The organism is Streptomyces sp. CB01635 (assembly GCF_002803065.1).
Lineage (GTDB): Bacteria > Actinomycetota > Actinomycetes > Streptomycetales > Streptomycetaceae > Streptomyces.
Genome location: NZ_NNBL01000019.1, coordinates 87,434 through 112,479, shown reverse-complemented (window position 1 = coordinate 112,479; position 25,046 = coordinate 87,434). Strand labels below are relative to the sequence as shown.

Below are 25,046 nucleotides of genomic sequence, written 5' to 3'. Positions count from 1 at the left end.
CACCCCACCCAACGGATCCTACGGGGCGCGCATTCCCGCCGTGTCCGGGAGCACACGCGAAGTGTGCCCCCGTGTGGAGTCAGCGCCGCGCGTAGGAGTGGGTCAGCAGCAGTTTGCCGGGAGCCGAGGACGGCTGCTTCACGCAGGTCGCGTCGATGACGTAGGCCGAAACCTGGGCAGGATCCGACTGGTGAGGCAGCACGACGAGGTAGGCGGTGGTGCCCTTGTAGTCTCCTCGCTCGATGGCGAGGGCGGGCGTCTCACGGCCGGTGCCCCGCTGTATGCAGTCCGGCACCACGATGGTCTTCCCTCGCATCGGGGAGTTCGTCCGGGGGGTCTTCGGTCCGGACTGCTCGATGTCGAGGGACGGCTTGGACGTCGACGAGTCGGAGGGCGCGGAGGATTTCTCCGTCAGAAGGCTCTGCACCTGGTTCTCGAGCTTGCCCTCGGAGAAGGAGAGTGCGGAGCTCGCCTGACGGGGCGTGCCGCTTTCGGGAGCGCCGGTGGGTGTGCTGCCCCCGTTCTGCAGGAGCAGGACTCCCAGGCCGATCGAGGCCGCCGTGAAGACGGCTCCGAGCGCGGCGCCCCGACGGCGCCGGTTGCGCGTCCGGCTGCCCCGCCCTGGACCCGTCGTGGCACGGGGATGACCGGAAGGGCGGTCCGCGGGGGCGGTCGGCGAGTCGGCCGGCGTCGTCTCAGGCGTTGTTTCACGTGAAACAGGCGACGCGGCCTGTGCTTCGGCTTCGGCTTCCGCTTCGGCCTCGTGCTCGGTGTGGGCGGGTGCTTGTGTGTCGAGCAGTGCCTCCGCGGCGAGCGCGGCGTCGATGCGGCCCGCGATGTCAGCAGGCATGTGCGGCGGGCCGGGAAGCGTGCCGAGCGTGCCACGGATCTCCTCCAGGGAGGCGTAGACGTCGGCGCACAGCTCGCAGCCGTTCAGGTGCTCCCGTACCTGCTCTGTGCGGGAAGAGGAGAGGAGGCCCTCGGTGAGTTCGGAGATCTCGGCGATCTCGGGGTGCTCGGCCGTGTCGGTCGTGGATGTCACGCTCGCCCACCTCCGCCCTTCACGGCAGCTGAATCATTTGGTCCTGCCCCGTCCCGGGGCCCTGCTGCCGGTGGGACGGATGTCCCCTGCGTCCGGTTCCTTCCGGGCGCTTCCGGGGGCGGGCTCTTGCCACTCTCGCTGTCGCCGTTGTCGGTCCGCAGATGGGTGACCAACGGCAGGAGTCTGGCTCTGCCGCGCGCGCAGCGGCTCTTGACCGTGCCGGTGGGAACGCCGAGAACGCGGGCCGCCTCGGCCACCGGGTAGCCCTGCATGTCGACCAGGACGAGCGCGGCCCGCTGGTCGACGGGAAGGGTGCCCAGCGCTTCGAAGAGCTCGCGGTGGAGGTCGTTGCGTTCGGCGGGAGCGGCCGCGGACTCGTGAGGTTCGAGGAGCTGCTCCAGGCGCTCCGCGTCCTCGACCGGAGAGGTCTTCCGCGATGCGGCCTTGCGGGCCCGGTCGAGGCAGGCGTTCACAGTGATGCGGTGCAGCCAGGTCGTGACGGCGGACTGTCCGCGGAAGGTGTGCGCCGCCCGGTAGGCGGAGACCAGCGCGTCCTGGACGGCGTCGGCGGCTTCCTCCCGGTCTCCCAGGGTGCGCAGGGCCACGGCCCAGAGCCGGTCACGATGGCGGCGCACGAGCTCGCCGAAGGCGTCCTTGTCACCCGCGACATGGCGGGTGAGGAGGTCCTGATCGCTTGCTTCGCCGTAGGCGGCGTCGTCCACTTTCGAACCCCCTCCCCCAGGTGAGCCCTCAGCCGGTGAACTTCACGTCGGTGAGAGCCTGCTTGTAACCCGCGCCGTAGTAACCGTCGGATCCGGACTGCGGCAGGGCCGTCATCCACAGGAGCACGTACCGCGTCTTCACCGGCTTGTCGGCCTCGATCTTGGCGGTGGTGCCCGTAGTGGTGTCCGTACCGATGCTCTTCATGGAGTCGATCGATGTCGTGGGCGACAGCGAATCGGTCGCGTACAGGGAGACCGTCGTGTGGTCGCCGCCGTACTGAAGAGCTATCGATGCGGCCGAGACGTCCTTGGCCGAGCCGAGGTCGTAGACGATGCCGACGCCGGGCTTGTAGGGCGCCAGCTTCGGGCCGTCGTTGTAGGTCTTGGTACGCCAGAAGGTCTTGCTGTCGCCGTCGTAGGTCTTCGCCACCTCACCCGGGGCCTGTGCCTCGCCCTTGACGACGTACTCCCTGGCGTCCTCGATGGCCATCGGCTTCGTGGGCTTGTGATCGTTGCCCTTGTCGTTGCCGTCGGTGTTGTGCGACGTGTTGGAGTCGCCCGACGTGCCGCGGTCCATCAGGGCTTCCGCGAGCTGCCAGCTGCCGAGGCCGAGGGCCACGATGAGCAATGCCGACACGGCCCACTTGAGCGCCTTGCCCGTCCGGCTCTGCAGCGGCGGCGGAGGCGCGGCCGGCATGGGCTGTGCCACGCCGGGACGCGGGGCCTGACGGCCGTAGGTGCCCTGCTGGTAGGTCGTCCGCTGGTACTCCGCCGGGGCCGTGAAAACGGGCTCCGGGGGCCGGATGCGGGGCATCTCGCCGACGGCCTTCACCAGGTCCTCGGTCGTGGTGCATGGCGGATCCTGCCGCGACGCCGTTGCCCCCTCGTTGACGAGGGCACGCATGGCCAGCTCGGACAGCCCGCGGTGCACTCCGGCCCGCACCTGGTCGGGCGCGATGAGGCCGATGTCCTTGGGCAGCCCGGACAGGCCGTACGCGTCGTCCTCGTAGGGCCAGCGCTGCGTCAGGGCGGCGTACAGGAGGGCACCGATCGCCTCGGTGTCCGTGCGCTGCGGTGTTTCCGAGGTGATGCCGCGCAGGGCGGCGTTGACGGCGAGGCCGCGGATGCGCCACTGGCCGGTCGAGGTACGCAGCACCGCGCTCGGGGTGAGCCGCAGATGCGCGAGGCCCTCGCGGTGCGCGGCGGCCATCGCATGGGAGACCTGGTTCACGAGCTGGTACGCCTCGTGCACCTCGAGGGGGCCCGAGGCGAGCAGCGCGGTCAGTTCCGTGGCATCGGGCAGCCACTCGTGCACCACGTAAACAAGGTCGTTCTCCTCAACCGCATCCAGGACCTGGACGAATCGAGGATCGCCGAGAAGCGCCGATGAGCGGGCCGCCGCGAGGACGGACCGTGCCCGCGGGTGGTCCGCGGGGAGCAGGTGCACCCCGACAGCCCGGCGGAGCTTCTCATCCACCGCGCGCCAGCTGCTGAATCCGTCCAGCCGGGTGACGCACTCCTCCAGGCGATAGCGTCTGGCGAGTTTGTGACCGCTGTGCAGTTCGGGGGGCGTGGACGAGCCGGGGCTCGTCGACCCGTCGGTGTCCTCCGCGTCCTCGTTCGCTGCCGTGTCCCGCTCCCGGGTCTGGGCCACCCCGTCGGCCGTGGTCTGCTCCGCTTTCGCGGTCAGTGGCTCGTCACCACTGTTGTCTGCCACGTCGACGGCAGCCGTACTCCGTTCCGCCACCGTCGTTCCTGCCTCCCCATCCGTTGCGCGCTCTGCGACGCCAAAGCCAATTGTGCCCACAGTCCGGCGATAAGCACGACACGCGGCAGCCCGCGATGGTTGTGCGGCCCGCCGGTCCGCTAGCGGCCGAGGCGCCCGCGGACCATTCCGACCATCGAGTTGAGCTCTTCGATCCGCATGCGCCGGGCGGCGACATAGAAGACGCCCAGCAGTACGGCCCCGCCCACGACCAGCGCCGCGAGCGAACCCCCCGCGCCGCTGCCGAGTGCCCCGGTGATCAGGAAACCGACCGCGCCACCGGCGATCGCCCCCGGGATCGCGGCCATGCCGAGGCGGGCGTACGTACGGATGACCTGAGAGCCGTCCAGGTCGCCGCCGAGACGCTTGCGCAGGCGCTGCCAGGCGACGCCCACACCGATCGCATACGCGAGCCCGTACGAGGCGGCCATGCCGACCACGGCCCACTGGGCGGGCAGCAGGAGGTAGGCGATCCCCGATGCGGCCGCGTTGACGGCGGCCACGATGACCGTGTTGTAGAAGGGCGTCCGGGTGTCCTCGTACGCGTAGAAGCCGCGCAGCACGACGTACTGCACGGAGTACGGGATCAGTCCGAGGCCGAACGCCATCAGGATGTAGCCCATGGACCGGGCGCCATCGGCGCCGCTCGACCCGAAGAGCAGGGTGCACATCGGGACGCCGAGGGCGACGAACATGAAGGCGACCGGGACGATCGCGACCGCGGAGGTGCGCAGCCCCTGTGAGATGTCGTCGCGGACCGCTCCGGGGTCGCCGTCGTGGGCCGCGCGGGAGATCCGCGGCAGCATCGCCGCCATGACGGAGACGGTGATGATGGCCTGCGGCATGCCCCAGATCAGCTGGGCGTTGGAGTAACCCATGATGCCCGCGCCGGACCTGCCGGATGCCTTCCCGGCGGCGGTGGCGAGCTGGGTGACGACGAGGACGCCTGCCTGGTTGGCGAGGACGAACAGCACGGTCCACTTGGCGAGCTTGACCGCCTTGCCGAGGCCGTGGCCCTTCCAGTCGAACCGCAGCCGGAACCGGAAGCCTGTCTCGCGCAGGTACGGGATCATCGCCAGCGCCTGCACCGTCAGACCGAGCAGGGTGCCGATGCCGAGCAGCCGGACCCCGTCTGCGGGGATCGTGTCGACGTGCAGCTGAGAGTCTGCCGCCGTGCCGTAGACGTAGATGAACATGCCGAAGGTGAAGATCATGACGATGTTGTTCAGGACCGGGGTCCACATCATCGCGCCGAACTTCCCGCGGGCGTTCAGGATCTGGCCCATGACCACGTGCACGCCCATGAAGAAGATCGTGGGCAGGCAGTAGCGGGCGAAGGTGACGGCGACGTTGTTCGCGTTCGCATCGTTGGCGATCGGCGTCGACATCAGCCGGATCAGGAGCGGCGACGCGAAGACCGCCGCGGCGACGATCACGCCGAGCGCGACCATGACGAGCGTGAGCAGCCGGTTGGCGTAGGCCTCGCCGCCGTCCTCGTCCTCCTTCATGGACCGTACGAGCTGCGGCACGAACACCGAGTTGAGGCCGCCGCCGACGGTCAGGATGTAGATCATCGTCGGCAGGGTGTACGCCACGGTCCACGCGTCACCGAGCGTCGCGGAGCCGAGGGCCGCGGTGATGACCACGGTGCGTACGAAACCGGTGAGGCGTGAGACCAGGGTGCCCGCCGCCATGACGGCACTCGACTTCAGGAGGCTCGACGCGCGGCCCCCCTTCGACGGGGCGGGGGCAGGTGCGGGCGTGCCGTCCTGGACGGGAGGCTGCGCCGGTCCGGCAGCGGGCGCCGGAACGCCGGGAGCGTCGGCCGGCGGACGGCTGCCGCCGTTGCTCTGCTGGTCGCGGAAGAGATGAGCGAAGGCGTCGGGCTCGTGCTGCTCCTCGCCGGCCTGCGTCATCAGATCGTCGACCCCCACGAACTGTGTGGTCCTGGCGTCGTCACCGTACGGAAGGTGCCGCGTCGGGCCCTCCGGCTCGGGAGCCGGCGTCTGGGCCCACACGCGCGGGTCCGGGGGGTACTGGGCCGCGGGCGGCGGGTCGTAGAGCGGCTGAGGTGCCTCGTAGGTGCCCGGAGGCGGCGGAGGGTGCGCGGCACGGTCGTAGAGCGCCTCCGTCACCGGATCCTGGGCGGTGAGGTCCTGGGCCAGGTACGGATCCTGGTCGTAGGCGTCCTGGAAATACGCGTCCTGCGGATATGCGTCCGGGGCGGGGTGGGACGGCGGGACCTGGCCGGGCGCTCCCTGATGACCAGGGGGCGGGCCCCCGGCCGAGGCTGAGCCGCCCGGGTCCTGGCCACGGTCACCGTCGTACGGCGCGTTCATGGTTACCCCACCTCATAGTCCCCGGGCCCACGGCCACGACATCGCTCAACGGTCCACTCTCTCACCCGTGCCGGACGGGTCCGTGCTTTCCGGAGCGGTGTCCGGTGTCGGGTCACTCGGCTGCTCGGGGTCGCCTTCCCCGGGGTCGGAGCCCGACTCCCCGTTCGCACCGTCGTCAGGCCCTTCCTCGGCGCGTTGCGCGGCGGCGCGCTTGCGCTGTGTGTACATGCGGAACCCGGCGAGGACGAGGAGCAGGACGCCGCCGGCCATGACGAGCATCACGGTAGGCGTGATCTCGGTGACGTTCACGTCGAACCGGACCTCGGGGCCGTAGGGCTGGCCGTCCTCCGTGTACAGCTGGGCGAAGACCGGGACCCTGCCGTTGGCGTTGGAGGTGGTCGTGAACTTCACCGACTGGCTGTGCCCGCCGGCGACCTTCACCTGCTGCTCGTCGTACGGTCCGTCGCCGATCTTGAGGCGGGTGCCGTTCGTCGACGTGAGGCGCAGGACGAGGTGCTCGACGCCCTGCACCAGATTGTTCTGGACCGTCACCGGGATCGTCGCGCTGCGCCCGGAGAGCTTCGCCTCGGACTTGTCGATGAGCCTGACCTGCTTGGTGAGCGCCGAGAGGTAATCGGCGACGCCGTCACGGTACGCCTGCGCCTCGGCGGGGCGGCCCCGCCAGGACGTGGACATCTGGCGGTCCATGGCCCGTCCGAACGGCGTCACCACGCGCGACGGGTCGGAGAGGATCACCTGGAAATTGGTGAGCTTGGTCTGGGTGTCCTGGATCGCCTGGAAGGCCGACTGGGGCAGTTCCTGCTTGCGCAGGTACGAGGGGTAGGACCGGGAGGAGGGGACCCGGGTCGTCGCATCGGGATCGGGCTTCGCCTTCGTGGCGGCGGCCAGGTCCTCGGACTCCGACCAGCTGCTGCCCTGCTCGGCCTTGATCGCCTGCGCCATGGACTGCGCCTGGCTGGCGGACGGCATGCGCTGCGGCGCGACCACGATGTTGCGCTCGTTGTCCGGCTCCTGAAGGTTGATCGTCAGACTCTGCGCGAGGAACTGCTGCACGGCGAGCGTCGAGTTCTCGGCCTTCGTCATATCGCCCTGGAAGGCCTCTGACAGCCGTGCGTCGGTCACCACGGCCGTCGTGCCGCTGCCGATGGGGCGGGCCGCCGACGGCGTGTACGGCAGGTTGTTCCGCTCCTGGAGGCTGTCGCTGCGGGCGATCACCGTGTCGGCGCCGGCGGATGTCGCGACACTGACGATGCTCGGGTCGATCGCGCCGTCGGCGGGCCAGGCGTAGCTCGTGTCCGGCTTGACGTGCAGGACCGTCTCCACGGTCGTGGAGGCCGCATCGGTGGCGTCCTTGAGGTGTCCGAGGGAACCGGCCACCTTCGTGCCGTTGTGGGCCAGCGACGCGAGATCCGGGTCGGCGAAGGGGAGGGCGACGACCTTCTGGTCGGCGACGGCGTTCTTCAGGTCGTTCAGCCACTGCTTGGCGACCGTCTGATCCTTGCCGTTGATCTCGGTGCCGTCCGGCTTCTTGATCTTGTACGGCCTCGTCATGGCGTCGACGGAAGCGAGGAGGTCGGGGTCGACCACCCAGGTCACGTCGAGGGCGGTGCCGAGGGACAGCATCTGCTGGAGACGGCCGCCCGGAGCAATCTCCTTGGCGAGGCTGTCGTCATGGAAGATGCGCGTCTGCTGCTCGTCGGATCCCGTCTCCGCCGTGAGGTGGGTCTGGGAGATGAGCGGCCACAGGAACGTCGTCTTCGTCTTCGTGTCCGCGGCCTCGGGCTGCCAGGGGAGGAAGGTCCGCTGGATGCCCAGTGTCTGCTGGTACGGCTGCGTCGCCGTCTGGCCGGTCAGCGCGACACCGAGCTGGTAGACGCCGTCGGCGCCGAGATCCATCTCCTTGACGGGGACGGAGAGGCTGAAGCCCTGCGTCACGCCAGGGGCCAGCTTGGAGATCTTCTTGGCGTACTTGCCGCCGATCTCCGTGCCGTCCGGCACTCCTCCTGCCGCGTGCCGGGAGGCGTTGTCGATCGAGGCCCGCCCGCCGAGCGCGGAACCGAGGCGGAGCGCCACGTGGGCGTTCGAGACGGTCTGCTTGCCGTCGTTCGTGAGCGTGCCGGTGACGGTGACCGTGTCGCCGTCCACCGGTGCGCTCGGAGTGAGCGAGTTCACGGCGACATCGACGGTGCGCGTGCCGATCGCGTCGGCCGCAGGCGCCTGCGGGGAGGCATATCCGGGGGAGCCGCCGAACAGGGTCAGGGCGGCCAGCAGAGGCGCTCCGGCGAGCAACGCCCCCGTGCGCCGCCACCTTCGACGGGCAGGTGAGGGAGTCATCCCTTGGAAGTCTGCCGCCTCGGCCACGCGCTCGCCCGTCCCTCGTCGTCGTCAGTGGTCGTCGGATAGTCCACGCATGGTAACGAGGTGCGCTGTGGCGAAGTGCCGCGGACTGCTCCACATGATCGGAAGACAGGGTAGGGGGCATCCGGCACGGCTCGCGCACACCCAGGAAAAACGGGGCGGAACCCTGGGCTCGAGCCACGTACCCTTTTCTGTTGTGCCGAACGCCAATGAAGACAATCCCAGTGCCCTGAGCCAGGTGCAGCGCCGCGCGGTGAGCGAGCTGCTGCGGGTGGCCCCTGTCGCCGACGACCTCGCCCGTCGATTCCGGGAGGCGGGGTTCTCCCTCGCCCTGGTCGGCGGCTCGGTCAGGGATGCGCTCCTCGGCAGGCTCGGCAACGATCTGGACTTCACCACGGACGCGCGTCCCGAAGATGTGCTCAAGATCGTCAGGCCTTGGGCGGATGCCGTGTGGGAGGTCGGGATCGCCTTCGGGACGGTCGGCTGCCAGAAGGACGGCTACCTGGTCGAGGTCACCACGTACCGCTCCGAGGCGTACGACCGGACCTCCCGCAAGCCCGAGGTTTCGTACGGCGACTCCATCGAGGAAGACCTCGTGCGTCGCGACTTCACCGTGAACGCGATGGCCGTGGCCCTGCCGGAGAAGGAGTTCATCGACCCGCACGGCGGGCTCGACGACCTTGCCGAGCGCGTGCTGCGTACGCCCGGAACCCCCGAGGAGTCCTTCTCCGACGACCCGCTGCGGATGATGCGGGCCGCGCGGTTCGCCGCGCAGCTGGACTTCGAGGTGGCCCCCGAGGTCGTCAAGGCGATGAAGGACATGGCCGACCGCATCGAGATCGTCTCCGCGGAGCGGGTGCGGGACGAGCTGAACAAGCTGATCCTCTCCGCACACCCGCGCGAGGGCCTCACCCTCCTCGTGGACACGGGCCTCGCCGCCCATGTCCTGCCGGAGCTGCCCGAGCTGCGCCTTGAGCGGGACGAGCACCACCGGCACAAGGACGTCTACGACCACACGCTGATCGTCCTCGAGCAGGCGATGGCGCTGGAGTCGGACGGCCCGGATCTCGTGCTCCGTCTCGCGGCGCTGCTGCACGACATCGGCAAGCCGAAGACGCGGCGCTTCGAGGGCGACGGCCGGGTCTCCTTCCATCACCACGAGGTGGTGGGCGCCAAGATGACGAAGAAGCGCATGACGGCGCTGAAGTACTCCAACGAGCTCGTGAAGGACGTCTCGCGACTGGTCGAGCTGCACCTGCGCTTCCACGGATACGGCACCGGCGAGTGGACCGATTCCGCGGTCCGCCGCTACGTCCGTGACGCGGGTCCGCTGCTGGACCGCCTGCACAAGCTGACCCGCTCCGACTGCACGACGCGCAACAAGCGGAAGGCCAATGCGCTGGAGCGTGCGTACGACGGCCTGGAAGAGCGCATCGTGCGGCTCAAGGAGCAGGAGGAGCTGGACTCGATCCGTCCCGACCTCGACGGCAATCAGATCCAGGAGATCCTGGGCATCAAGCCGGGGCCGGCGATCGGACAGGCGTACAAGTTCCTGCTGGAGCTGCGGCTCGAGAACGGGCCGATGGAGCATGACGCGGCTGTGGCGGCGCTCAAGGAGTGGTGGGCGGCACAGCAGAACGCCGAGTGAGTGAACCAGGTCCATGTTTCACGTGAAACATGGACCCGGGACGGACATGCCGTAGGGCGCTGTTTCACGTGAAACAGCGCCCTACGGCATGGTGATGCGAGGTCTTACTTGGTTTCCTTCAGGCAGAGCACCACGTCGTGGCTGCCACCGCTCTGGTAGTAGGAGACCTCGGTGCCCTGGACCGAGTTGCACTTGTCGACGTCGCTCGTGCCGTCGAACTTCTCGATGACCTTGTACTCGGAGTCGCTCGAGGAGCAGTCGACGTCCTTCAGGTCCGGAGCGGACGTCGTGCCGTTGTTGTGCAGGCAGCTGCCGACCGCGGTCGTTTCGGCGTCGCTCTGGCCGAGGTACCACTTCACGCCGTAGAGCGCGATGGCAACCACGATCAGCGCGACGATGCGCAGGGCCTTCTTCTTGCCGCCACCAGCCGGCCGGCCGGGCGGGATGGGCGTGCCCGGGGCGTGCGGCGGGTACGGCTGCTGAGGAACCCCGGGCTGGCCGGCGACCGGAGCGTACGGACCGCCCTGCGGCGGGCCAGAGGGCTGCTGGCCCTGGGCGAACGGATTCTGGCCCTGCGGCGGCGGAGTGGTCACTTTGGGGGTCCCCCTCGAACTTAGGCGCGATGGCGCGGATAAGACGCCCGTAAGTTATCCGTACCGACTGACAACTCTGAAGTCGGGAGGGGCTCTGTGTCTTTGATGTGACACTTACTGGGTGTCGAATCGGGCTATAGCGCCAGCAATCGCCGCGTAGATCAGGGCCACGGTGAGCACCAGCGGGACCGACTGTCCGTCAGGAGGCAGCATCAGCGCGGCCACTGCGGCCGCGCCGACGAACGCGACGTTGAACAGCACGTCGTAAACGGAGAAGATCCGGCCACGGAAGCCGTCGTTCACCGAGGACTGCACGACCGTGTCGGTGGCGATCTTCGAGCCCTGGGTCGTCAGGCCCAGGACGAAGGCGGCGGCCATCATGGGGGCCGGCGCGAACGGGAGCCCGAGGGCGGGTTCGAGGACGGCTGCCGCCCCCGCGCAGACGATGATCCACCCGGCGGGGCCCAGCCGCCCCGCGGCCCAGGGTGTGACCACGGCGGCGGCGAAGAATCCCGCCCCCGAGATCGCCACGGCGACACCCAGCAGGGCCAGTCCGTCGGACTCCGTGGACGACCAGGAGTAGCGGCAGAGCATGAGGACCATGACCGTCAGCGCCCCGTAGCAGAACCGCATCAGCGTTATGGCGGCCAGGGCGCGGGCGGCCGGGGGGCGGGCGGTCAGATGGCGCACGCCCGAGACCAGCCCTTGCGTCGTACCGCTGAGCGCTGTCCGCAAGCCTGGCCGCACCAACTCCGGGTCCGGACCGAGCAGTTCCGCGGACATGGGCAGGGAGGCGAGCGCCGCGCACAGGTAGAGGGCCGCCCCGACGAGCACCACGAGAGCGTCGGAGTCCGAGATGAGCAGCCGTACGGCGAACGCGAGTCCGCCGCCCAGCGTTGCGGCGAGGGTGCCCGCGGTCGGCGAGACGGAGTTCGCCAGCACCAGGCGCTCGGCGTCGACCAGGCGAGGCATGGCGGCGGAGAGCCCGGAGAGGATGAACCGGTTGACGGCGGTGACGCACAGGGCGGAGGCGTAGAACAGCCAGTCCGGCGCATCGATGAGCATCAGGACGGCCGTCACGGACGCCAGGACGGTCCGCAGGAGGTTGCCGTAGAGGAAGACCTGGCGGCGGCGCCAGCGGTCTAGGAGGACGCCCGCGAACGGGCCGACGACCGAGTACGGGAGAAGCAGCACGGCCATGGCCGAGGCGATGGCGCCGGCCGAGGTCTGTTTCTCCGGCGAGAACACCACATAGGTGGCCAGTGCGACCTGGTAGACGCCGTCCGCGCCCTGCGAGAGCAGCCGCAGCGCCAACAGGCGCCGGAAGTCCCTCAAGCGCAGGAGTACCCGCAGGTCACGGACGACAGCCATGGGGCACAGCCTCACACACGGGAAAGGTCCCCGGGTGCACGGCAGGTGCATCCGGGGACCTCAACAGCCCACAAGGAGAGGCGCGTTACCACTGGTGCGCGCCGCACTGTGTGTGGTTAGCGCTCGACCTCGCCCTTGATGAACTTCTCGACGTTCGCGTAGGCCTCGTCGTCGAAGTACTGAACCGGCGGGGACTTCATGAAGTACGACGACGCGGAGAGGATCGGGCCACCGATGCCGCGGTCCTTGGCGATCTTCGCAGCGCGCAGGGCGTCGATGATGACACCCGCGGAGTTCGGGGAGTCCCAGACCTCGAGCTTGTACTCCAGGTTCAGCGGAACGTCACCGAAGGCGCGGCCCTCGAGACGGACGTAGGCCCACTTGCGGTCGTCGAGCCACTGGACGTAGTCCGACGGGCCGATGTGGACGTTCTTCTCGCCCAGTTCGCGGTCGGGGATCTGCGAGGTGACGGCCTGCGTCTTCGAGATCTTCTTGGACTCCAGGCGCTCGCGCTCGAGCATGTTCTTGAAGTCCATGTTGCCGCCGACGTTCAGCTGCATGGTGCGCTCGAGACGGACACCGCGGTCCTCGAACAGCTTCGCCATGACGCGGTGCGTGATGGTGGCGCCGACCTGGGACTTGATGTCGTCACCGACGATCGGCACGCCCGCCTCGGTGAACTTGTCCGCCCACTCCTTGGTGCCGGCGATGAAGACCGGAAGGGCGTTGACGAAGGCGACCTTGGCGTCGATGGCGCACTGCGCGTAGAACTTCGCGGCGTCCTCGGAACCGACGGGCAGGTAGCAGATCAGAACGTCGACCTGCTTGTCCTTGAGGACCTGGACGATGTCGACCGGGGCCTCGGCGGACTCCTCGATGGTCTGGCGGTAGTACTTGCCCAGGCCGTCGTGGGTGTGGCCGCGCTGGACGGTCACACCCGTGTTCGGCACGTCGCAGATCTTGATGGTGTTGTTCTCGCTGGCACCGATGGCGTCGGAGAGGTCGAGGCCGACCTTCTTCGCGTCGACGTCGAAGGCGGCGACGAACTCGATGTCGCGGACGTGGTAGTCGCCGAACTGGACGTGCATCAGGCCCGGGACCTTGGCGTCCGGGTCAGCGTCCTTGTAGTACTCGACGCCCTGGACCAGCGAGGCGGCGCAGTTGCCCACGCCGACGATGGCTACGCGAACCGAACCCATTCCGGTTGCTCCCTGTGTGTATCGGTGAAACCCCGAATGGGCCTCACGTGGCGGTGTCGTCGGACGGATCCGGCCGGGTGCTGTCCCGGTGCCGGGGCAGGCCGCCCGTCTCTCCAGATGTGTCCTGCTGAGCTGCGTCGGAGGGGTCGGATCGCCGCTGATCCCGCCCCGCCCGCTCGCTCTCGATGAGCTCGTTCAGCCAGCGCACTTCGCGCTCCACGGATTCCATTCCGTGCCGCTGGAGCTCAAGGGTGTAGTCGTCAAGGCGTTCCCGGGTGCGGGCGAAGGAGATGCGCATCTTTTCGAGGCGCTCCTCGAGACGGCTGCGACGGCCTTCGAGCACGCGCATGCGTACGTCACGCGAGGTCTGCCCGAAGAAGGCGAACCGGGCGGCGAAGTGCTCGTCCTCGTAGGCGTCGGGACCGGTCTGCGAGAGCAGGTCCTCGAAGTGCTCCTTACCTTCCGCCGTCAACCGGTAGACGATCTTGGCGCGACGCCCTGCGAGTGGTGCGGCGAGGGCGTCCTCGGGTGTGCTACCCGGTTCCTCGATCAACCAGCCGCTTGCGACCAGCGTCTTGAGACAGGGGTAGAGGGACCCGTAGCTGAAGGCGCGGAAGACCCCCAGCGATGTGTTGAGTCGTTTCCGCAGCTCGTAGCCGTGCATCGGGGACTCGCGGAGCAGCCCGAGGACGGCGAACTCGAGGATGCCGGAACGTCGGCTCATCGTCGCCTCCTCCTCTGCCGCGATCGTTGTCACGACCTCTTACGGACTCTTTATGCCGAGCTGATGTATCGACTCGATACATCACGACGATAGAACGACCCCACGGATGGGACAAGAGGGATCACGGTGAACGGCGTCACATCACCGATTCATACCAAGCGAGTTGCCTGATTTGGGGTGAACTTCGGCCCTAGGTGGGTTTTGACGGTGCGTAGTCTGTCCGCCATGCAGACCGCCGGGAACCAAGTGACGCCTGTGGGCGTCGTTGTCCCCGGTGCATTGCGGGTGAGTGCCAGAAGGGGCGCATCCGTATTTCGGGGGGACCGGAAACCAGCCGCCGTTTCCAGGCGCGTGTCACAGCGCCTGCCCGAGGAGTAGTCGTTCGATGAGCGAGCACCGTCGCAAACCGCCGCAGCCACAGGGCGGCGGACGTGCCGCGGCCCGTCGCGGCACGTCCGGCGCATCGCCGGGCCGTCGCGCGGCACCGCGTGACGCCACCGGATCACCTTCTGACGCATATGGAGCACCGGGGTCCACAGGATCGTCCGGTTCCACGGGCGACGACCGCCCGTACGGAGGCCGCGCGGAAGCGCGCCGAGCGGCACAGCGCAGCGCCGGAGGGAGCCGCAGGAAGGCTCCCGACGGCAGCGGTGGCCGCGGAGGCGGCGGCCGGCGCGGCGGAGGCGGCCCCGAGGGGGCGGGTGGGCCCGGGCGCGGCAGGGGCCGCGGACCCTCCCGACCGCCGCAGAAGAAGAGGTTCATCGACTATCCGCGCTCCGACAAGTACGGGGTGCACCGCTGGCTGCCGTCCTGGCGCCTGGTGATGGGTCTGTTCGTCGGCTTCTGCGGCAGCCTCATGGCCGCGGCGGGCATCGGGTACGCCCTGGTGGACGTTCCGAAGACGGCGGACACGGCCAAGGCCCAGAACAACGTCTACTACTGGGCCAACGGCAAGCAGATGGTCGCGACCGGTGGCGAGACGAACCGGCAGATCATCAAGTACGAAGAGATCCCCGAGGCCATGCGGTACGCCGTCATGTCCGCCGAGAACAAGACGTTCGAGTCGGACAAGGGCGTCGACCCGATGGGCATCGCCCGCGCGTTCGTCAACATGGCCAAGGGCGGCCAGACGCAGGGCGGCTCGACCATCACCCAGCAGTACGTGAAGAACGCGATGCTCGACGACCAGTCGCAGACGATCTCGCGCAAGGTCAAGGAGCTGTTCGTCTCCATAAAGGTGGGCCGTACGGAGCCCAAGGAGAAGGTGATGGCCGGCTACCTGAACACCGCGTACTACGGACGCGGTGCCTACGGGATTCAGGCGGCTGCCCGGACGTATTTCGACGAGGAAGCACAGAAGCTCAACGCGAGCCAGTGCGCTTTCCTGGCCTCGGTGCTCAAGGGCGCCACGTACTACGACCCCGCCGGTGCGCCGGAGATCGACCCGGTGGAGGCCACGCCCGCAAAGAACAGCGCGCGCGCGGAGAAGCGCTGGCGCTGGATCCTCGACGAAGAGGTCAAGGACGGACGCCTGAGCGCCGCGAAGCGACACGATTTCAGCAAGTTCCCCAGATTGCAGAACCCGCGGTCCAACGCCCAGCTGGGGGGCCAGGTCGGCTACCTCGTGGACCTCGCCAAGGCCTACGTCATCAACAACAGCGACGGCAGGATCACCGCCCTCGACCTGCAGAAGGGCGGCTACGAGATCCACACCACCTTCGACAAGACGAAGGTGGACAAGCTCGAAGCGGCCGTGAAGAAGGTCCGCAAGGAGAACATCAAAGCGAAGCTCCGCCCGAAGACGGACAGGTACGTCCAGTTCGGCGGCGCCTCGGTGAACCCCACGAGCGGCGCGATCGAGGCCATCTACGGCGGTGAGGACGCGACAACGCACTACACGAACAACGCTGACCAGACCGGTGCGCAGGTCGGCTCGACCTTCAAGCCGTTCGTGCTGGCTGCCGCGATGAGGGACGGGGTTCGCGACCCCAAGGGCCTCGAGGACCAGGGTGATGAACAGCGCACCCCGGTCTCCCCGAAGAGTCTCTACAGCGGCCAGAACAAGCTGAAGATCAAGAAGTACAACGGTGAGGTCTGGACGGACAAGGACGGCAAGGAGTGGCTCCAGACGAACGACGGCGGAGCGTCCTACAACCGCCCGACCTTCCAGATCGACCTTCGTGAGGCGATGCGGGAGTCCGTCAACTCCGCCTATGTCCAGCTGGGCATGGATGTCGGCCTGGACAAGGTGAAGCAGGCCGCGAAGGACGCAGGCATCAAGGACAACAGCTTCGCCAGCGCCAACTACCCGTCCTTCTCACTCGGTACCTCCGACCCGAGCGCGATCCGTATGGCCGGCGCCTACGGCACCTTCGCGGCCAGCGGGCAGCGGAACGATCCGTTCTCGGTGACGTCGGTCGACCACGCAGGTGAGACGGTCTACCAGCACGAGAAGGCGCCGGTCAGGGCCTTCCAGCCGGCGGTCGCCGACAACGTCACCGACGTCCTGAGGACCGTCGTCGACAAGGGAACGGGTACCAACGCGAAGCTGCCCGACCGCCAGGTCGCGGGCAAGACCGGTACGACCGACGGCAACAAGTCCGCCTGGTTCGTTGGGTACACCCCGCAGCTGTCGACGGCCATCACGATGTACCGGATGGACGACAACGAGAACAGCAAGAAGCGCGAGTTCTTGGAGATGTACGGCACGGGCGGCCAGGAGAAGATCCACGGTGCCTCGTTCCCGTCCGAGATCTGGCACGACTACATGATGGAGGCCCTCAAGGGAGCGCCGGTCAAGGTGTTCCCCACTCCCGAGCCCATTGGTGAGATCGTCGGCGCCACCCCGAGCCCGAGCATCACTCCCTCGGCGACTCCTTCCCCCTCGGATTCGGCAACGGTGGAACCGTCGCCCAGCCAGTCCTCCCCCGGCCCGTCGCCGTCGACCAGCGAGTCCTGCAGCAGCTGGTCGTGGAACTGCAACGACAACGGTGGGACGTCGAACGGCGGCACCGGTGGGACACCCACGGGCGGCACAGACGGTGGTGTGACCAGCTCGCCGTCGGACCCAGGGGGCGGCAACGGCGGCAGCAACGGAAACGGCAACGGAGGGATCTTCGGAGGCCCAGCGGGCTAGCCGGAGCTGATCTCACGCCGCCTGTTTCACGTGAAACGCTGCGTGTTCCACGTGAAACAGCGCGTGACCCGCGCCAAGTGAGGGCCGCCGCACCGATCAGGTGCGGCGGCCCTCGCCCCGTTCTCAGGCGCGTACGGCAGGATGTGCGGCATGCCCAGTGCAGAGACGACGCGCACCCATGTGCAACAGCCGGACCCGGTACGGCCGACCAAGGAGGACGAGGTCGCCGCAGCGGGGAGCGAGCTGATCGGCGGACCCATCGGACGATGGGCGCTGCTCGGGAGCTCCTGGTGGACCCCTGTACGCGTCATCGCGCTGGTGATGATCGGCATGTTCGCGCTGGGCATGGTGCAGAAGTTGCCCTGCTACGACGGCGCGTGGTTCTTCGGTGCCAGCTCGCAGTACACGCACGCCTGCTACTCGGACATCCCGCACCTCTATCAGGGGCGGGGCTTCGCCGACGGCCTGGTGCCGTACTTCGACAAGCTGCCCGGCGACATGGACTACCTCGAGTACCCGGTGCTGACCGGTGTGTTCATGGAGGTCGCGTCCTGGCTGACCCTGGGCGGCGGTTCCATCCAGCACCTGGAGAAGGTCTACTGGATGGTCAACGCCGGGATGCTGATGATCTGCGCGGTGGTGATCGCCATCTGCGTGACTCGCACCCACCGGCGACGCCCCTGGGACGGCCTCCTGGTCGCCCTTGCGCCCGCGTTCGCGCTGACCTCCACCATCAACTGGGATCTGCTCGCCGTGGCCCTCACGGCGGCCGCGATGCTGATGTGGTCGCGGGGTCGGTCGGTCGCCTTCGGTGTCCTGCTGGGCCTGGCCACGGCCGCGAAGTTCTATCCGTTCCTGGTGCTCGGCCCGCTGCTGTTGCTCTGCTGGCGCGCCGGACGCTGGCGCGACTTCGGGAAGGCCCTGGCCGGCTCGGTGGTCGCGTGGCTCGTCGTGAACCTGCCGGTGATGCTGCTCGCCCCCGAGGGCTGGTCGAAGTTCTACCGCTTCAGCCAGGAGCGCGGCGTCGACTTCGGATCCATCTGGCTCATCATCCAGCAGCGGTGGGACGCGCAGATCAGCCCCGACGACGCCAACACCTACGCGATGGTGCTGATGGTTCTGGCCTGTCTGGGTATCACCGCGCTCGCCCTGACGGCGCCACGCCGGCCCCGCCTCGCACAGCTCGCTTTCCTGGTCATTGCCGCCTTCATCCTCACCAACAAGGTCTACTCGCCGCAGTACGTCCTGTGGCTGATCCCCTTCGCGGCCCTCGCCCGGCCGCGCTGGCGGGATTTGCTCATCTGGCAGGCGTGCGAGGTCGCGTACTTCCTAGGGATCTGGATGTACCTCGCGTACACCACGAGCGGTGACAAGCACCGGGGGCTGCCCACGGACGGCTACCACCTCGTCATCCTCATCCACCTGCTGGGCACGCTCTATCTGTGCGCGGTGATCGTGCGCGACATCCTGATGCCGGAACGGGACGTGGTCAGACGCTCCGGGCACGACGACCCGTCGGGCGGTGTCCTGGACGGAGCGCCGGACGTGTTCGTGCTCGGATACGCCGCCCATCCCCCACGGCACGCGGTGCACAACGAGGAGCGGCCACAAGTGAGTTGGGGCTGGGGCAAGGACGAAGAGCGTTCGCTCTGAGCGAACGCATGAAAAGGGCCGGACACCGTGATGGTGTCCGGCCCTTCCGTTTGTCCGTGCGACCCGGCCTGTTCAAGCCTGGGTCAGCGGTCGAGGATCCGGTCGAACTGCGTGGTGGTGTGCCGCAGATGGGCCACCAGCTCCTCGCCCACCCGGGGTTCGGGGGCGTCGGACGGCACGAAGAGGATCGAGACCTGCATGTGCGGGGGCTCCGCGAACCAGCGCTGCTTGCCGCCCCAGACGAACGGCGACAGGTTCCGGTTGACGGTCGCGAGGCCCGCGCGGGCGACGCCCTTGGCGCGCGGCATGACGCCGTGCAGCGCCTTGGGAGCCTCCAGGCCCACGCCGTGCGACGTACCGCCGGCGACGACCACGAGCCAGCCGTCGGAGGCGACCTTCTGCTGGCGGTAACCGAAGCGGTCACCCTTGGCGACGCGGGTCACGTCCAGGATCGCGCCGCGGTACTCGGTAGCGTCGTGGTCGCCCAGCCAGAGCCGCGTTCCGATGCGCGCCCGGAACCGGGTCTGCGGGAACTGCTGCTGAAGGCGGGCGAGTTCCTGGGCCTTGAGGTGGCTGACGAACATCGTGTGCAGCGGCAGCCTGGCCGCGCGCAGACGGTCCATCCAGCCGATGACCTCCTCGACGGCGTCGGAGCCGTCGGTGCGGTCCAGGGGCAGGTGGATCGCGAAGCCCTCGAGCCGGACGTCCTCTATGGCGGCGTGGAGCTGGGGCAGTTCCTGCTCGCTCACGCCGTGCCGCTTCATCGAGGACATCACCTCGACGACGACACGGGCGCCGACGAGGCCGTGCACGCCGTCGACGGAGGAGACGGAGCGGATCACACGGTCGGGCAGCGGCACGGGCTCCTCGCCCCGCCGGAACGGGGTCAGGACCAGCAGGTCACCGCTGAACCAGTCCTTGATCCGGGCGGCTTCGTAGGTCGTGCCGACGGCGAGGACGTCCGAGCCGAAGCGGGTGGCCTCGTCCGCGAGCCGTTCATGGCCGAAGCCGTAGCCGTTGCCCTTGCAGACGGGGACTATCCCCGGAAACTGCTCGAGCACGTGCTTGTGGTGTGCCCGCCAGCGCGCGGTGTCGACGTAGAGCGTGAGCGCCATGGCCGGTCCCGGAACCTTTCTCGTGGCTGCGGTGTATCAGAGGTATGAAGAAGCTTTGGAGCTACATGAATTGTGCAGGGTCCGCCCGGGCCGTGTGGGCCGGGCTGACCGGGAGGGGCTCAGCGCCGCGACATGTAGATGTCGAGGGCCTTGTGCAGCAGCTTGTTGAGCGGGAAGTCCCACTCGCCGAGGTACTCGGCAGCCTGCCCACCGGTGCCCACCTTGAACTGGATCAGACCGAAGAGGTGGTCCGATTCGTCGAGCGAGTCGCTGATGCCGCGCAGGTCGTAGGCCGTCGCGCCGAGCGCGTAGGCGTCACGGAGCATCCGCCACTGCATCGCGTTCGAGGGCCTGACCTCACGGCCGATGTTGTCGGAAGCTCCGTAGGAGTACCAGACGTGCCCCCCGACCACCAGCATTGTCGCCGCCGACAGGTTCACCCCGTTGTGGCGGGCGAAGTACAGCCGCATGCGGTTGGGGTCCTCACTGTTGAGGGCCGTCCACATGCGCTGGAAGTACGACAGCGGGCGCGGCCGGAAGTGGTCGCGCACAGCCGTGATCTCGTAGAGACGCTGCCACTCGGCGAGGTCCTGGTAGCCGCCCTGGACGACCTCGACGCCGGCCTTCTCGGCCTTCTTGATGTTGCGGCGCCACAGCTGGTTGAAGGCCTTGTGCACGTCCTCGAGGGAGCGGTTGGCCAGAGGCACCTGGAAGACGTAGCGGGGCTGTACGTCGCCGAAGCCGGCGCCGCCGTCCTCGCCCTGCTGCCAGCCCATGCGGCGCAGCTTGTCGGCGACCTCGAAGGCGCGCGGCTCGATGAAGTCGGCCTCGATGTCGCGCAGGCGCTTGACGTCCGGGTCCTGGATGCCCCTCTTGATCGATGTGGCCTCCCAGCGCCGGATGATCACCGGCGGGCCCATCTTCACGGAGAAGGCGCCCTGCTGCTTGAGGTGCGCCAGCATCGGACGCATCCAGTCGTCGAGGTTCGGAGCGAACCAGTTGATGACCGGGCCCTCGGGGAGATAGGCGAGATAGCGCTTGATCTTGGGCAGCTGCCGGTACAGGACCAGGCCCGCGCCGACCATCTCGCCGTTCCGCTCGTCGAACCATCCCAGGCTCTCGGAGCGCCACTCCGCCTTCACATCAGCCCATGCCGGGACCTGCATGTGGCTAGCCGAGGGCAGACTCTGGATGTATGCCAGATGCTGCTCTCGGCTGATGGTCCTCAGGGTCAGGCTCATTCGGGGCGCTCCTCGGGCTGGTGTGTCCCCATGGGTACAAGGGCTCCGGCTCTCGCGCCGAAGCCTACTGCGCCCTGGGAGCGCCCCGAATGGGCCTATGGGAGCTTCGCGGGCCGTCAGCCGATGACACCGCCGAACAGACCCCCGTGGGCCATGCCGATGAAGAGGCCGATCGCGGAGGCGCCGAGGCCCAGGATGAGACCGAAGCGCTCACGCGTCGTCACCGAGATGAACTGGCCGTATGCGGCGGTCAGGACGCCGATCAGCCCCGCCCAGGAGCTGAGCAGGTGGAGGCTGCTGAAGAGCGAAGAGATGATGGCGATCGCCCCGAGAACCATCGCCACCGCGACCAGCGAGTCCTGGAGGGGATGGGGCTTCCCGTCCGTGGCGAGGAGAGATGTCGCGGTGTTGGGTCGCATTGCCTGTGCCATGTGGCACCTCCTGCGGAAGGCGGCGCATCGTAGCGCCATACACACCCGATGTGTACAGATTGTGCCCTCCCGCGGTCGGATTTCAACCGGAAGCCGTGGTGCGGGTAGTCTGTACCGTCTGCACCGGTGTCTGCTCACGCCCTGACCAGGGATCCCCGCCAGCGGGGCCCGATTGTCAGTGGTCGCCGATACCGTTGCGTACGCATCACGACCCTCCTGCCACGGAACGACCGTGGCCGCTGAGTCCAAAGGAGGTGGGTTCCACATGCGTCACTACGAAGTGATGGTCATCCTCGACCCCGATCTCGAGGAGCGCGCTGTCTCCCCGCTGATCGAGAACTTCCTCTCCGTTGTCCGCGAGGCCAACGGAAAGGTTGAGAAGGTCGACACCTGGGGCCGTCGTCGTCTCTCGTACGAGATCAAGAAGAAGCCCGAGGGCATCTACTCGGTCATCGACCTGCAGGCCGAGCCTGCGGTCGTCAAGGAGCTCGACCGCCAGATGAACCTGAACGAGTCGGTCCTCCGGACCAAGGTCCTCCGTCCCGAGACCCACTGAGCTTCCTAGCTCAGCGGCACTCGGGTTTCGAGTAGCAGCAAGCAGCCAGCAGCAAACCCGCCGAGAGGTTCCCCCATGGCAGGCGAGACCGTCATCACGGTCGTAGGCAATCTTGTCGACGACCCCGAGCTGCGCTTCACCCCTTCCGGTGCGGCGGTCGCGAAGTTCCGTGTCGCGTCCACTCCCCGCATCTTCGACAAGCAGACCAATGAGTGGAAGGACGGCGAAGGCCTGTTCCTCACCTGCTCGGTCTGGCGTCAGGCGGCGGAGAACGTCGCGGAGTCGCTCCAGCGAGGCATGCGCGTCATCGTGCAGGGCCGGCTGAAGCAGCGGTCCTACGAGGACCGTGAGGGCGTCAAGCGCACGGTCTACGAGCTGGACGTCGAGGAAGTCGGCGCCAGCCTGAAGAACGCCACGGCCAAGGTCACCAAGACCACCGGTCGCGGTGGCCAGGGCGGATACGGCGGCGGTGGCAGCGGCCAGCAGGGCGGCGGCAACTGGGGCGGTGGCTCCGGTGGCGGTCAGCAGCAGGGTGGCGGCGGCGGTGCTCCCGCCGACGACCCCTGGGCGACCGGTGCGCCGGCCAGCGGCGGCCAGCAGGGCGGCGGAGGCGGCTGGGGCGGAAGCTCCGGCGGTTCCTCCTCCGGCGGCGGCTACTCGGACGAGCCCCCCTTCTAGGCCTCAGGGCCAAGAGGTGGGCCGTACCCACACTTCTTGATCACACAGGAGAAACACCATGGCGAAGCCGCCTGTGCGCAAGCCTAAGAAGAAGGTCTGCGCTTTCTGCAAGGACAAGGTCACGTACGTGGACTACAAGGACACGAACATGCTGCGGAAGTTCATTTCCGACCGCGGCAAGATCCGTGCCCGCCGCGTGACCGGCAACTGCACGCAGCACCAGCGTGACGTCGCCACGGCCGTGAAGAACAGCCGTGAGATGGCGCTGCTGCCCTACACGTCCACCGCGCGATAAGGAAAGGGTGACTGAAGAATGAAGATCATCCTGACCCACGAGGTCTCTGGCCTCGGCACCGCCGGTGACGTCGTCGACGTCAAGGACGGGTACGCCCGCAACTACCTGGTCCCGCGTGGTTTCGCGATCCGCTGGACCAAGGGTGGCGAGCAGGACGTGGCGCAGATCCGCCGCGCCCGCAAGATCCACGAGATCGCGACCATCGAGCAGGCCAACGAGATCAAGGCCCGCCTCGAGGGTGTCAAGGTCCGCCTGGCCGTCCGCTCCGGCGACGCCGGTCGTCTCTTCGGTTCCGTCACCCCGGCCGACGTCGCTTCGGCGATCGAGGCTGCCGGTGGTCCGAAGATCGACAAGCGCCGCGTCGAGCTGGGCTCGCCGATCAAGACGCTGGGCGCCCACGAGACGTCCGTGCGTCTGCACCCCGAGGTTGCCGCCAAGGTCAGCGTCGAGGTCGTCTCCGCCTAAGCACTGCGCTTGGCAGAGCTGAAGCAAACGTTGGGCCGCACCCCTCGGGGTGCGGCCCAACGCGTTTCACGGTCACCGTTTCACGTGAAACCGGGTCAGCGCGTGGCGCCCGTGACGATCCAACGGCCCGAGCGCGAACGCAGCCACAGGGTCACCATCCGCACGGTCATCATCAAAGTCATCGCGCCCCACAGCGCGGTGAGCCCTCCGCCGAAGACCGGCACCAGCAGGGCAACCGGCGTGAAGACCGCCAGGGTCGCGAGCATCGCCCAGGCGAGATACGGACCGTCACCCGCTCCCATCAGGACCCCGTCGAGAACGAAGACGATGCCGCAGATGGGCTGGGACAGCGCGACCATCAGGAGAGCGGGCAGTGCCACGCTCTGCACCACCTGATCATTCGTGAACAGTGGAATGAAGAGCGGTCGCGAGACGATCACCAGGAGTCCGAGGACGACTCCCGCGGCGATGCCCCACTGCACCATGCGGCGGCAGGCATCTTGTGCGCCCTGGGCGTCATCCGCTCCGAGGTAGCGCCCGATGATGGCCTGGCCCGCGATGGCGATGGCGTCGAGGGCGAAGGCCAGCAGGCTCCACAGGGAGATGATGATCTGGTGCGCGGCAATGTCCGCGTCGCCGAGCCGGGCCGCAACGGCGGTGGCGATCATGAGGATGGCGCGCAGCGAGAGGGTGCGGACCAGCAGCGGCACGCCTGCCTGGGCGCAGGCTCGTATCCCGGCGGTGTCGGGACGCAGGGAAGCTCCGTGACGACGGGCCCCGCGTACGACGACGAAAAGATAGACGGCGGCCATGGCGACCTGGGCGATGACGGTGCCCCAGGCGGATCCTGCGATGCCCAGGCCGGCGCCGTAGACGAGCCCCGCGTTGAGCGCGCCGTTGGCGACGAAGCCTCCGACCGCGACATAGAGCGGGGTCTTGGTGTCCTGGAGGCCACGCAGGACTCCTGTCGCGGCGAGGACGACGAGCATCGCGGGGATGCCGAGCGAGGAGATCCGCAGATAGGTGATCGCGTAGGGCGCCGCGGTGTGCGAGGCACCGAAGAGCTCGACGAGCGCGGGAGCGGTGGGAAGGACAATGGCGATGACCGCGGCGCCGAGCAGGAGCGCGAGCCAGATCCCGTCCATGCCCTGACGGATCGCGGACTGCAGATCTCCGGCGCCGACGCGGCGGGCCACCGCGGCCGTGGTCGCGTAAGCCAGAAAGACGAAGACGCTGACGGCGGTCATCAGGAGCGACGAGGCGACAGCGAGACCGGCCAGCTGGGCGGTGCCCAGATGGCCGACGATGGCGCTGTCGGCCATCACGAAAAGAGGCTCGGCGACGAGCGCGCCGAAGGCGGGGACGGCCAGCGCGACGATCTCGCGGTCATGCCGACGCCGGGCGGTCTTGGTCGCCGCGGGAGCCTGTGTCATGAGCACCAATGTAATCTTCCACAGGTAAGAGATGCAACCGCCTTTTAGTCCTTACTTCTGCGCCTCTCGGGCGTGGCGTCACGCACCGTTTACAGCGATCTTGGACTGACCGGGAAAGTATTTTTCCTGCACAGCCGGTGGACGGGAACGTCGCAGGTCAGACACGTTTCTGCACGTCTCATGAGGGCTTGTTCACAGGGCTGTCCACCGTGTCGTGCACAGGTTTTGCGGAGTTCTCCACAGCGAGAGGCCCTTCATCCA

20 protein-coding genes are annotated in these 25,046 nt (G+C 68.1%); 7 read left to right on the top strand and 13 right to left on the bottom strand.

The features are described from left to right. Positions 1-79: 79 nt before the first annotated feature. The 5 genes from CG723_RS33280 to CG723_RS33260 all read right to left on the bottom strand — a co-directional run bounded on the left by CG723_RS33280 (position 80) and on the right by CG723_RS33260 (position 8,250). On the bottom strand, positions 80-1,042 hold the full coding sequence (locus CG723_RS33280) for an anti-sigma factor family protein (RefSeq protein ID WP_100597218.1): 963 nt from the start codon (positions 1,040-1,042) through the stop codon (positions 80-82). Beyond that, a complete protein-coding gene (gene sigM / locus CG723_RS33275; protein ID WP_100597217.1) occupies positions 1,039-1,764 on the bottom strand; it encodes an RNA polymerase sigma factor SigM in 726 nt (241 codons plus the stop codon). Before sigM ends, CG723_RS33280 begins: the two co-directional genes overlap by 4 nt. 28 nt (positions 1,765-1,792) lie before the next feature. Beyond that, a complete protein-coding gene (locus tag CG723_RS33270; RefSeq protein ID WP_100597216.1) occupies positions 1,793-3,511 on the bottom strand; it encodes a protein kinase family protein in 1,719 nt (572 codons plus the stop codon). Between the two features lie 119 nt (positions 3,512-3,630). Further along, a complete protein-coding gene (murJ, locus tag CG723_RS33265; RefSeq protein WP_100597215.1) occupies positions 3,631-5,868 on the bottom strand; it encodes a murein biosynthesis integral membrane protein MurJ in 2,238 nt (745 codons plus the stop codon). 45 nt (positions 5,869-5,913) lie between these two features. Next, positions 5,914-8,250 (bottom strand): DUF6049 family protein, encoded by a 2,337-nt coding sequence (locus tag CG723_RS33260; protein ID WP_100597214.1) that lies wholly within the window; start codon positions 8,248-8,250, stop codon positions 5,914-5,916. A gap of 193 nt (positions 8,251-8,443) precedes the next feature. Between CG723_RS33260 and CG723_RS33255 the strand changes: the two genes are divergently transcribed. Further along, positions 8,444-9,895: a CCA tRNA nucleotidyltransferase gene (locus tag CG723_RS33255; RefSeq protein ID WP_100597213.1), complete on the top strand. Its 1,452-nt coding sequence runs from the start codon at positions 8,444-8,446 to the stop codon at positions 9,893-9,895. 104 nt (positions 9,896-9,999) lie between these two features. On the opposite strand, the gene CG723_RS33250 is transcribed toward CG723_RS33255, so the two are convergent. The 4 genes from CG723_RS33250 to CG723_RS33235 form a co-directional block, all read right to left on the bottom strand. Next, positions 10,000-10,488, bottom strand: coding sequence for an LppU/SCO3897 family protein (locus CG723_RS33250; protein ID WP_100597212.1), 489 nt, complete (start codon positions 10,486-10,488; stop codon positions 10,000-10,002). Between the two features lie 114 nt (positions 10,489-10,602). Further along, positions 10,603-11,859 carry an MFS transporter gene (locus CG723_RS33245; protein WP_100597211.1) on the bottom strand — a complete coding sequence of 419 codons (1,257 nt, stop codon included), beginning with the start codon at positions 11,857-11,859 and terminating at the stop codon, positions 10,603-10,605. Positions 11,860-11,975: 116 nt separating this feature from the next. Beyond that, positions 11,976-13,058 (bottom strand): inositol-3-phosphate synthase, encoded by a 1,083-nt coding sequence (locus tag CG723_RS33240; protein WP_100597210.1) that lies wholly within the window; start codon positions 13,056-13,058, stop codon positions 11,976-11,978. Positions 13,059-13,101: 43 nt separating this feature from the next. Then, on the bottom strand, positions 13,102-13,782 hold the full coding sequence (locus tag CG723_RS33235; protein WP_100597209.1) for a PadR family transcriptional regulator: 681 nt from the start codon (positions 13,780-13,782) through the stop codon (positions 13,102-13,104). Positions 13,783-14,167: 385 nt separating this feature from the next. On the opposite strand from CG723_RS33235, the gene CG723_RS33230 reads away from it, so the two are divergent. Together CG723_RS33230 and CG723_RS33225 are read left to right on the top strand one after the other, a co-directional pair. Beyond that, positions 14,168-16,918 (top strand): transglycosylase domain-containing protein, encoded by a 2,751-nt coding sequence (locus CG723_RS33230; RefSeq protein ID WP_100597208.1) that lies wholly within the window; start codon positions 14,168-14,170, stop codon positions 16,916-16,918. A 150-nt stretch (positions 16,919-17,068) separates the two neighbouring features. Next, complete coding sequence (locus CG723_RS33225; RefSeq protein ID WP_100597207.1) at positions 17,069-18,571, top strand: glycosyltransferase family 87 protein; 1,503 nt, start codon at positions 17,069-17,071, stop codon at positions 18,569-18,571. An 83-nt stretch (positions 18,572-18,654) separates the two neighbouring features. On the opposite strand, the gene CG723_RS33220 is transcribed toward CG723_RS33225, so the two are convergent. From CG723_RS33220 to CG723_RS33210, 3 genes are all read right to left on the bottom strand, one after another. Next, positions 18,655-19,686 carry an alanine racemase gene (locus CG723_RS33220; RefSeq protein WP_100597206.1) on the bottom strand — a complete coding sequence of 344 codons (1,032 nt, stop codon included), beginning with the start codon at positions 19,684-19,686 and terminating at the stop codon, positions 18,655-18,657. Positions 19,687-19,805: 119 nt separating this feature from the next. Beyond that, positions 19,806-20,927, bottom strand: coding sequence for a peptidoglycan bridge formation glycyltransferase FemX (gene femX, locus CG723_RS33215; RefSeq protein ID WP_100597205.1), 1,122 nt, complete (start codon positions 20,925-20,927; stop codon positions 19,806-19,808). Between the two features lie 116 nt (positions 20,928-21,043). Beyond that, on the bottom strand, positions 21,044-21,358 hold the full coding sequence (locus tag CG723_RS33210; protein ID WP_100597204.1) for a hypothetical protein: 315 nt from the start codon (positions 21,356-21,358) through the stop codon (positions 21,044-21,046). 265 nt (positions 21,359-21,623) lie between these two features. On the opposite strand from CG723_RS33210, the gene rpsF reads away from it, so the two are divergent. The 4 genes from rpsF to rplI all read left to right on the top strand — a co-directional run bounded on the left by rpsF (position 21,624) and on the right by rplI (position 23,352). Then, positions 21,624-21,914 (top strand): 30S ribosomal protein S6, encoded by a 291-nt coding sequence (rpsF, locus tag CG723_RS33205; protein WP_052578287.1) that lies wholly within the window; start codon positions 21,624-21,626, stop codon positions 21,912-21,914. A 75-nt stretch (positions 21,915-21,989) separates the two neighbouring features. Beyond that, positions 21,990-22,592, top strand: coding sequence for a single-stranded DNA-binding protein (locus CG723_RS33200; protein WP_100597203.1), 603 nt, complete (start codon positions 21,990-21,992; stop codon positions 22,590-22,592). 58 nt (positions 22,593-22,650) lie between these two features. Next, a complete protein-coding gene (gene rpsR, locus CG723_RS33195; RefSeq protein ID WP_003949403.1) occupies positions 22,651-22,887 on the top strand; it encodes a 30S ribosomal protein S18 in 237 nt (78 codons plus the stop codon). 18 nt (positions 22,888-22,905) lie between these two features. After that, complete coding sequence (gene rplI, locus CG723_RS33190) at positions 22,906-23,352, top strand: 50S ribosomal protein L9 (protein WP_100597202.1); 447 nt, start codon at positions 22,906-22,908, stop codon at positions 23,350-23,352. Positions 23,353-23,447: 95 nt separating this feature from the next. On the opposite strand, the gene CG723_RS33185 is transcribed toward rplI, so the two are convergent. Further along, positions 23,448-24,785: an MATE family efflux transporter gene (locus CG723_RS33185; protein ID WP_100597272.1), complete on the bottom strand. Its 1,338-nt coding sequence runs from the start codon at positions 24,783-24,785 to the stop codon at positions 23,448-23,450. Positions 24,786-25,046: the final 261 nt, after the last annotated feature.

Bases quoted from the DNA above. Each gene is read 5' to 3' on its own strand.
- murJ (WP_100597215.1), bottom strand. From the start codon at position 5,868: ATGAACGCGCCGTACGACGGTGACCGTGGCCAGGACCCGGGCGGCTCA.
- CG723_RS33245 (WP_100597211.1), bottom strand. From the start codon at position 11,859: ATGGCTGTCGTCCGTGACCTGCGGGTACTCCTGCGCTTGAGGGACTTC.
- CG723_RS33240 (WP_100597210.1), bottom strand. From the start codon at position 13,058: ATGGGTTCGGTTCGCGTAGCCATCGTCGGCGTGGGCAACTGCGCCGCC.
- CG723_RS33235 (WP_100597209.1), bottom strand. From the start codon at position 13,782: ATGAGCCGACGTTCCGGCATCCTCGAGTTCGCCGTCCTCGGGCTGCTC.
- CG723_RS33230 (WP_100597208.1), top strand. From the start codon at position 14,168: ATGAGCGAGCACCGTCGCAAACCGCCGCAGCCACAGGGCGGCGGACGT.
- CG723_RS33225 (WP_100597207.1), top strand. From the start codon at position 17,069: ATGCCCAGTGCAGAGACGACGCGCACCCATGTGCAACAGCCGGACCCG.
- CG723_RS33220 (WP_100597206.1), bottom strand. From the start codon at position 19,686: ATGGCGCTCACGCTCTACGTCGACACCGCGCGCTGGCGGGCACACCAC.
- femX (WP_100597205.1), bottom strand. From the start codon at position 20,927: ATGAGCCTGACCCTGAGGACCATCAGCCGAGAGCAGCATCTGGCATAC.
- CG723_RS33210 (WP_100597204.1), bottom strand. From the start codon at position 21,358: ATGGCACAGGCAATGCGACCCAACACCGCGACATCTCTCCTCGCCACG.
- rpsF (WP_052578287.1), top strand. From the start codon at position 21,624: ATGCGTCACTACGAAGTGATGGTCATCCTCGACCCCGATCTCGAGGAG.
- CG723_RS33200 (WP_100597203.1), top strand. From the start codon at position 21,990: ATGGCAGGCGAGACCGTCATCACGGTCGTAGGCAATCTTGTCGACGAC.
- rpsR (WP_003949403.1), top strand. From the start codon at position 22,651: ATGGCGAAGCCGCCTGTGCGCAAGCCTAAGAAGAAGGTCTGCGCTTTC.
- rplI (WP_100597202.1), top strand. From the start codon at position 22,906: ATGAAGATCATCCTGACCCACGAGGTCTCTGGCCTCGGCACCGCCGGT.
- CG723_RS33185 (WP_100597272.1), bottom strand. From the start codon at position 24,785: ATGACACAGGCTCCCGCGGCGACCAAGACCGCCCGGCGTCGGCATGAC.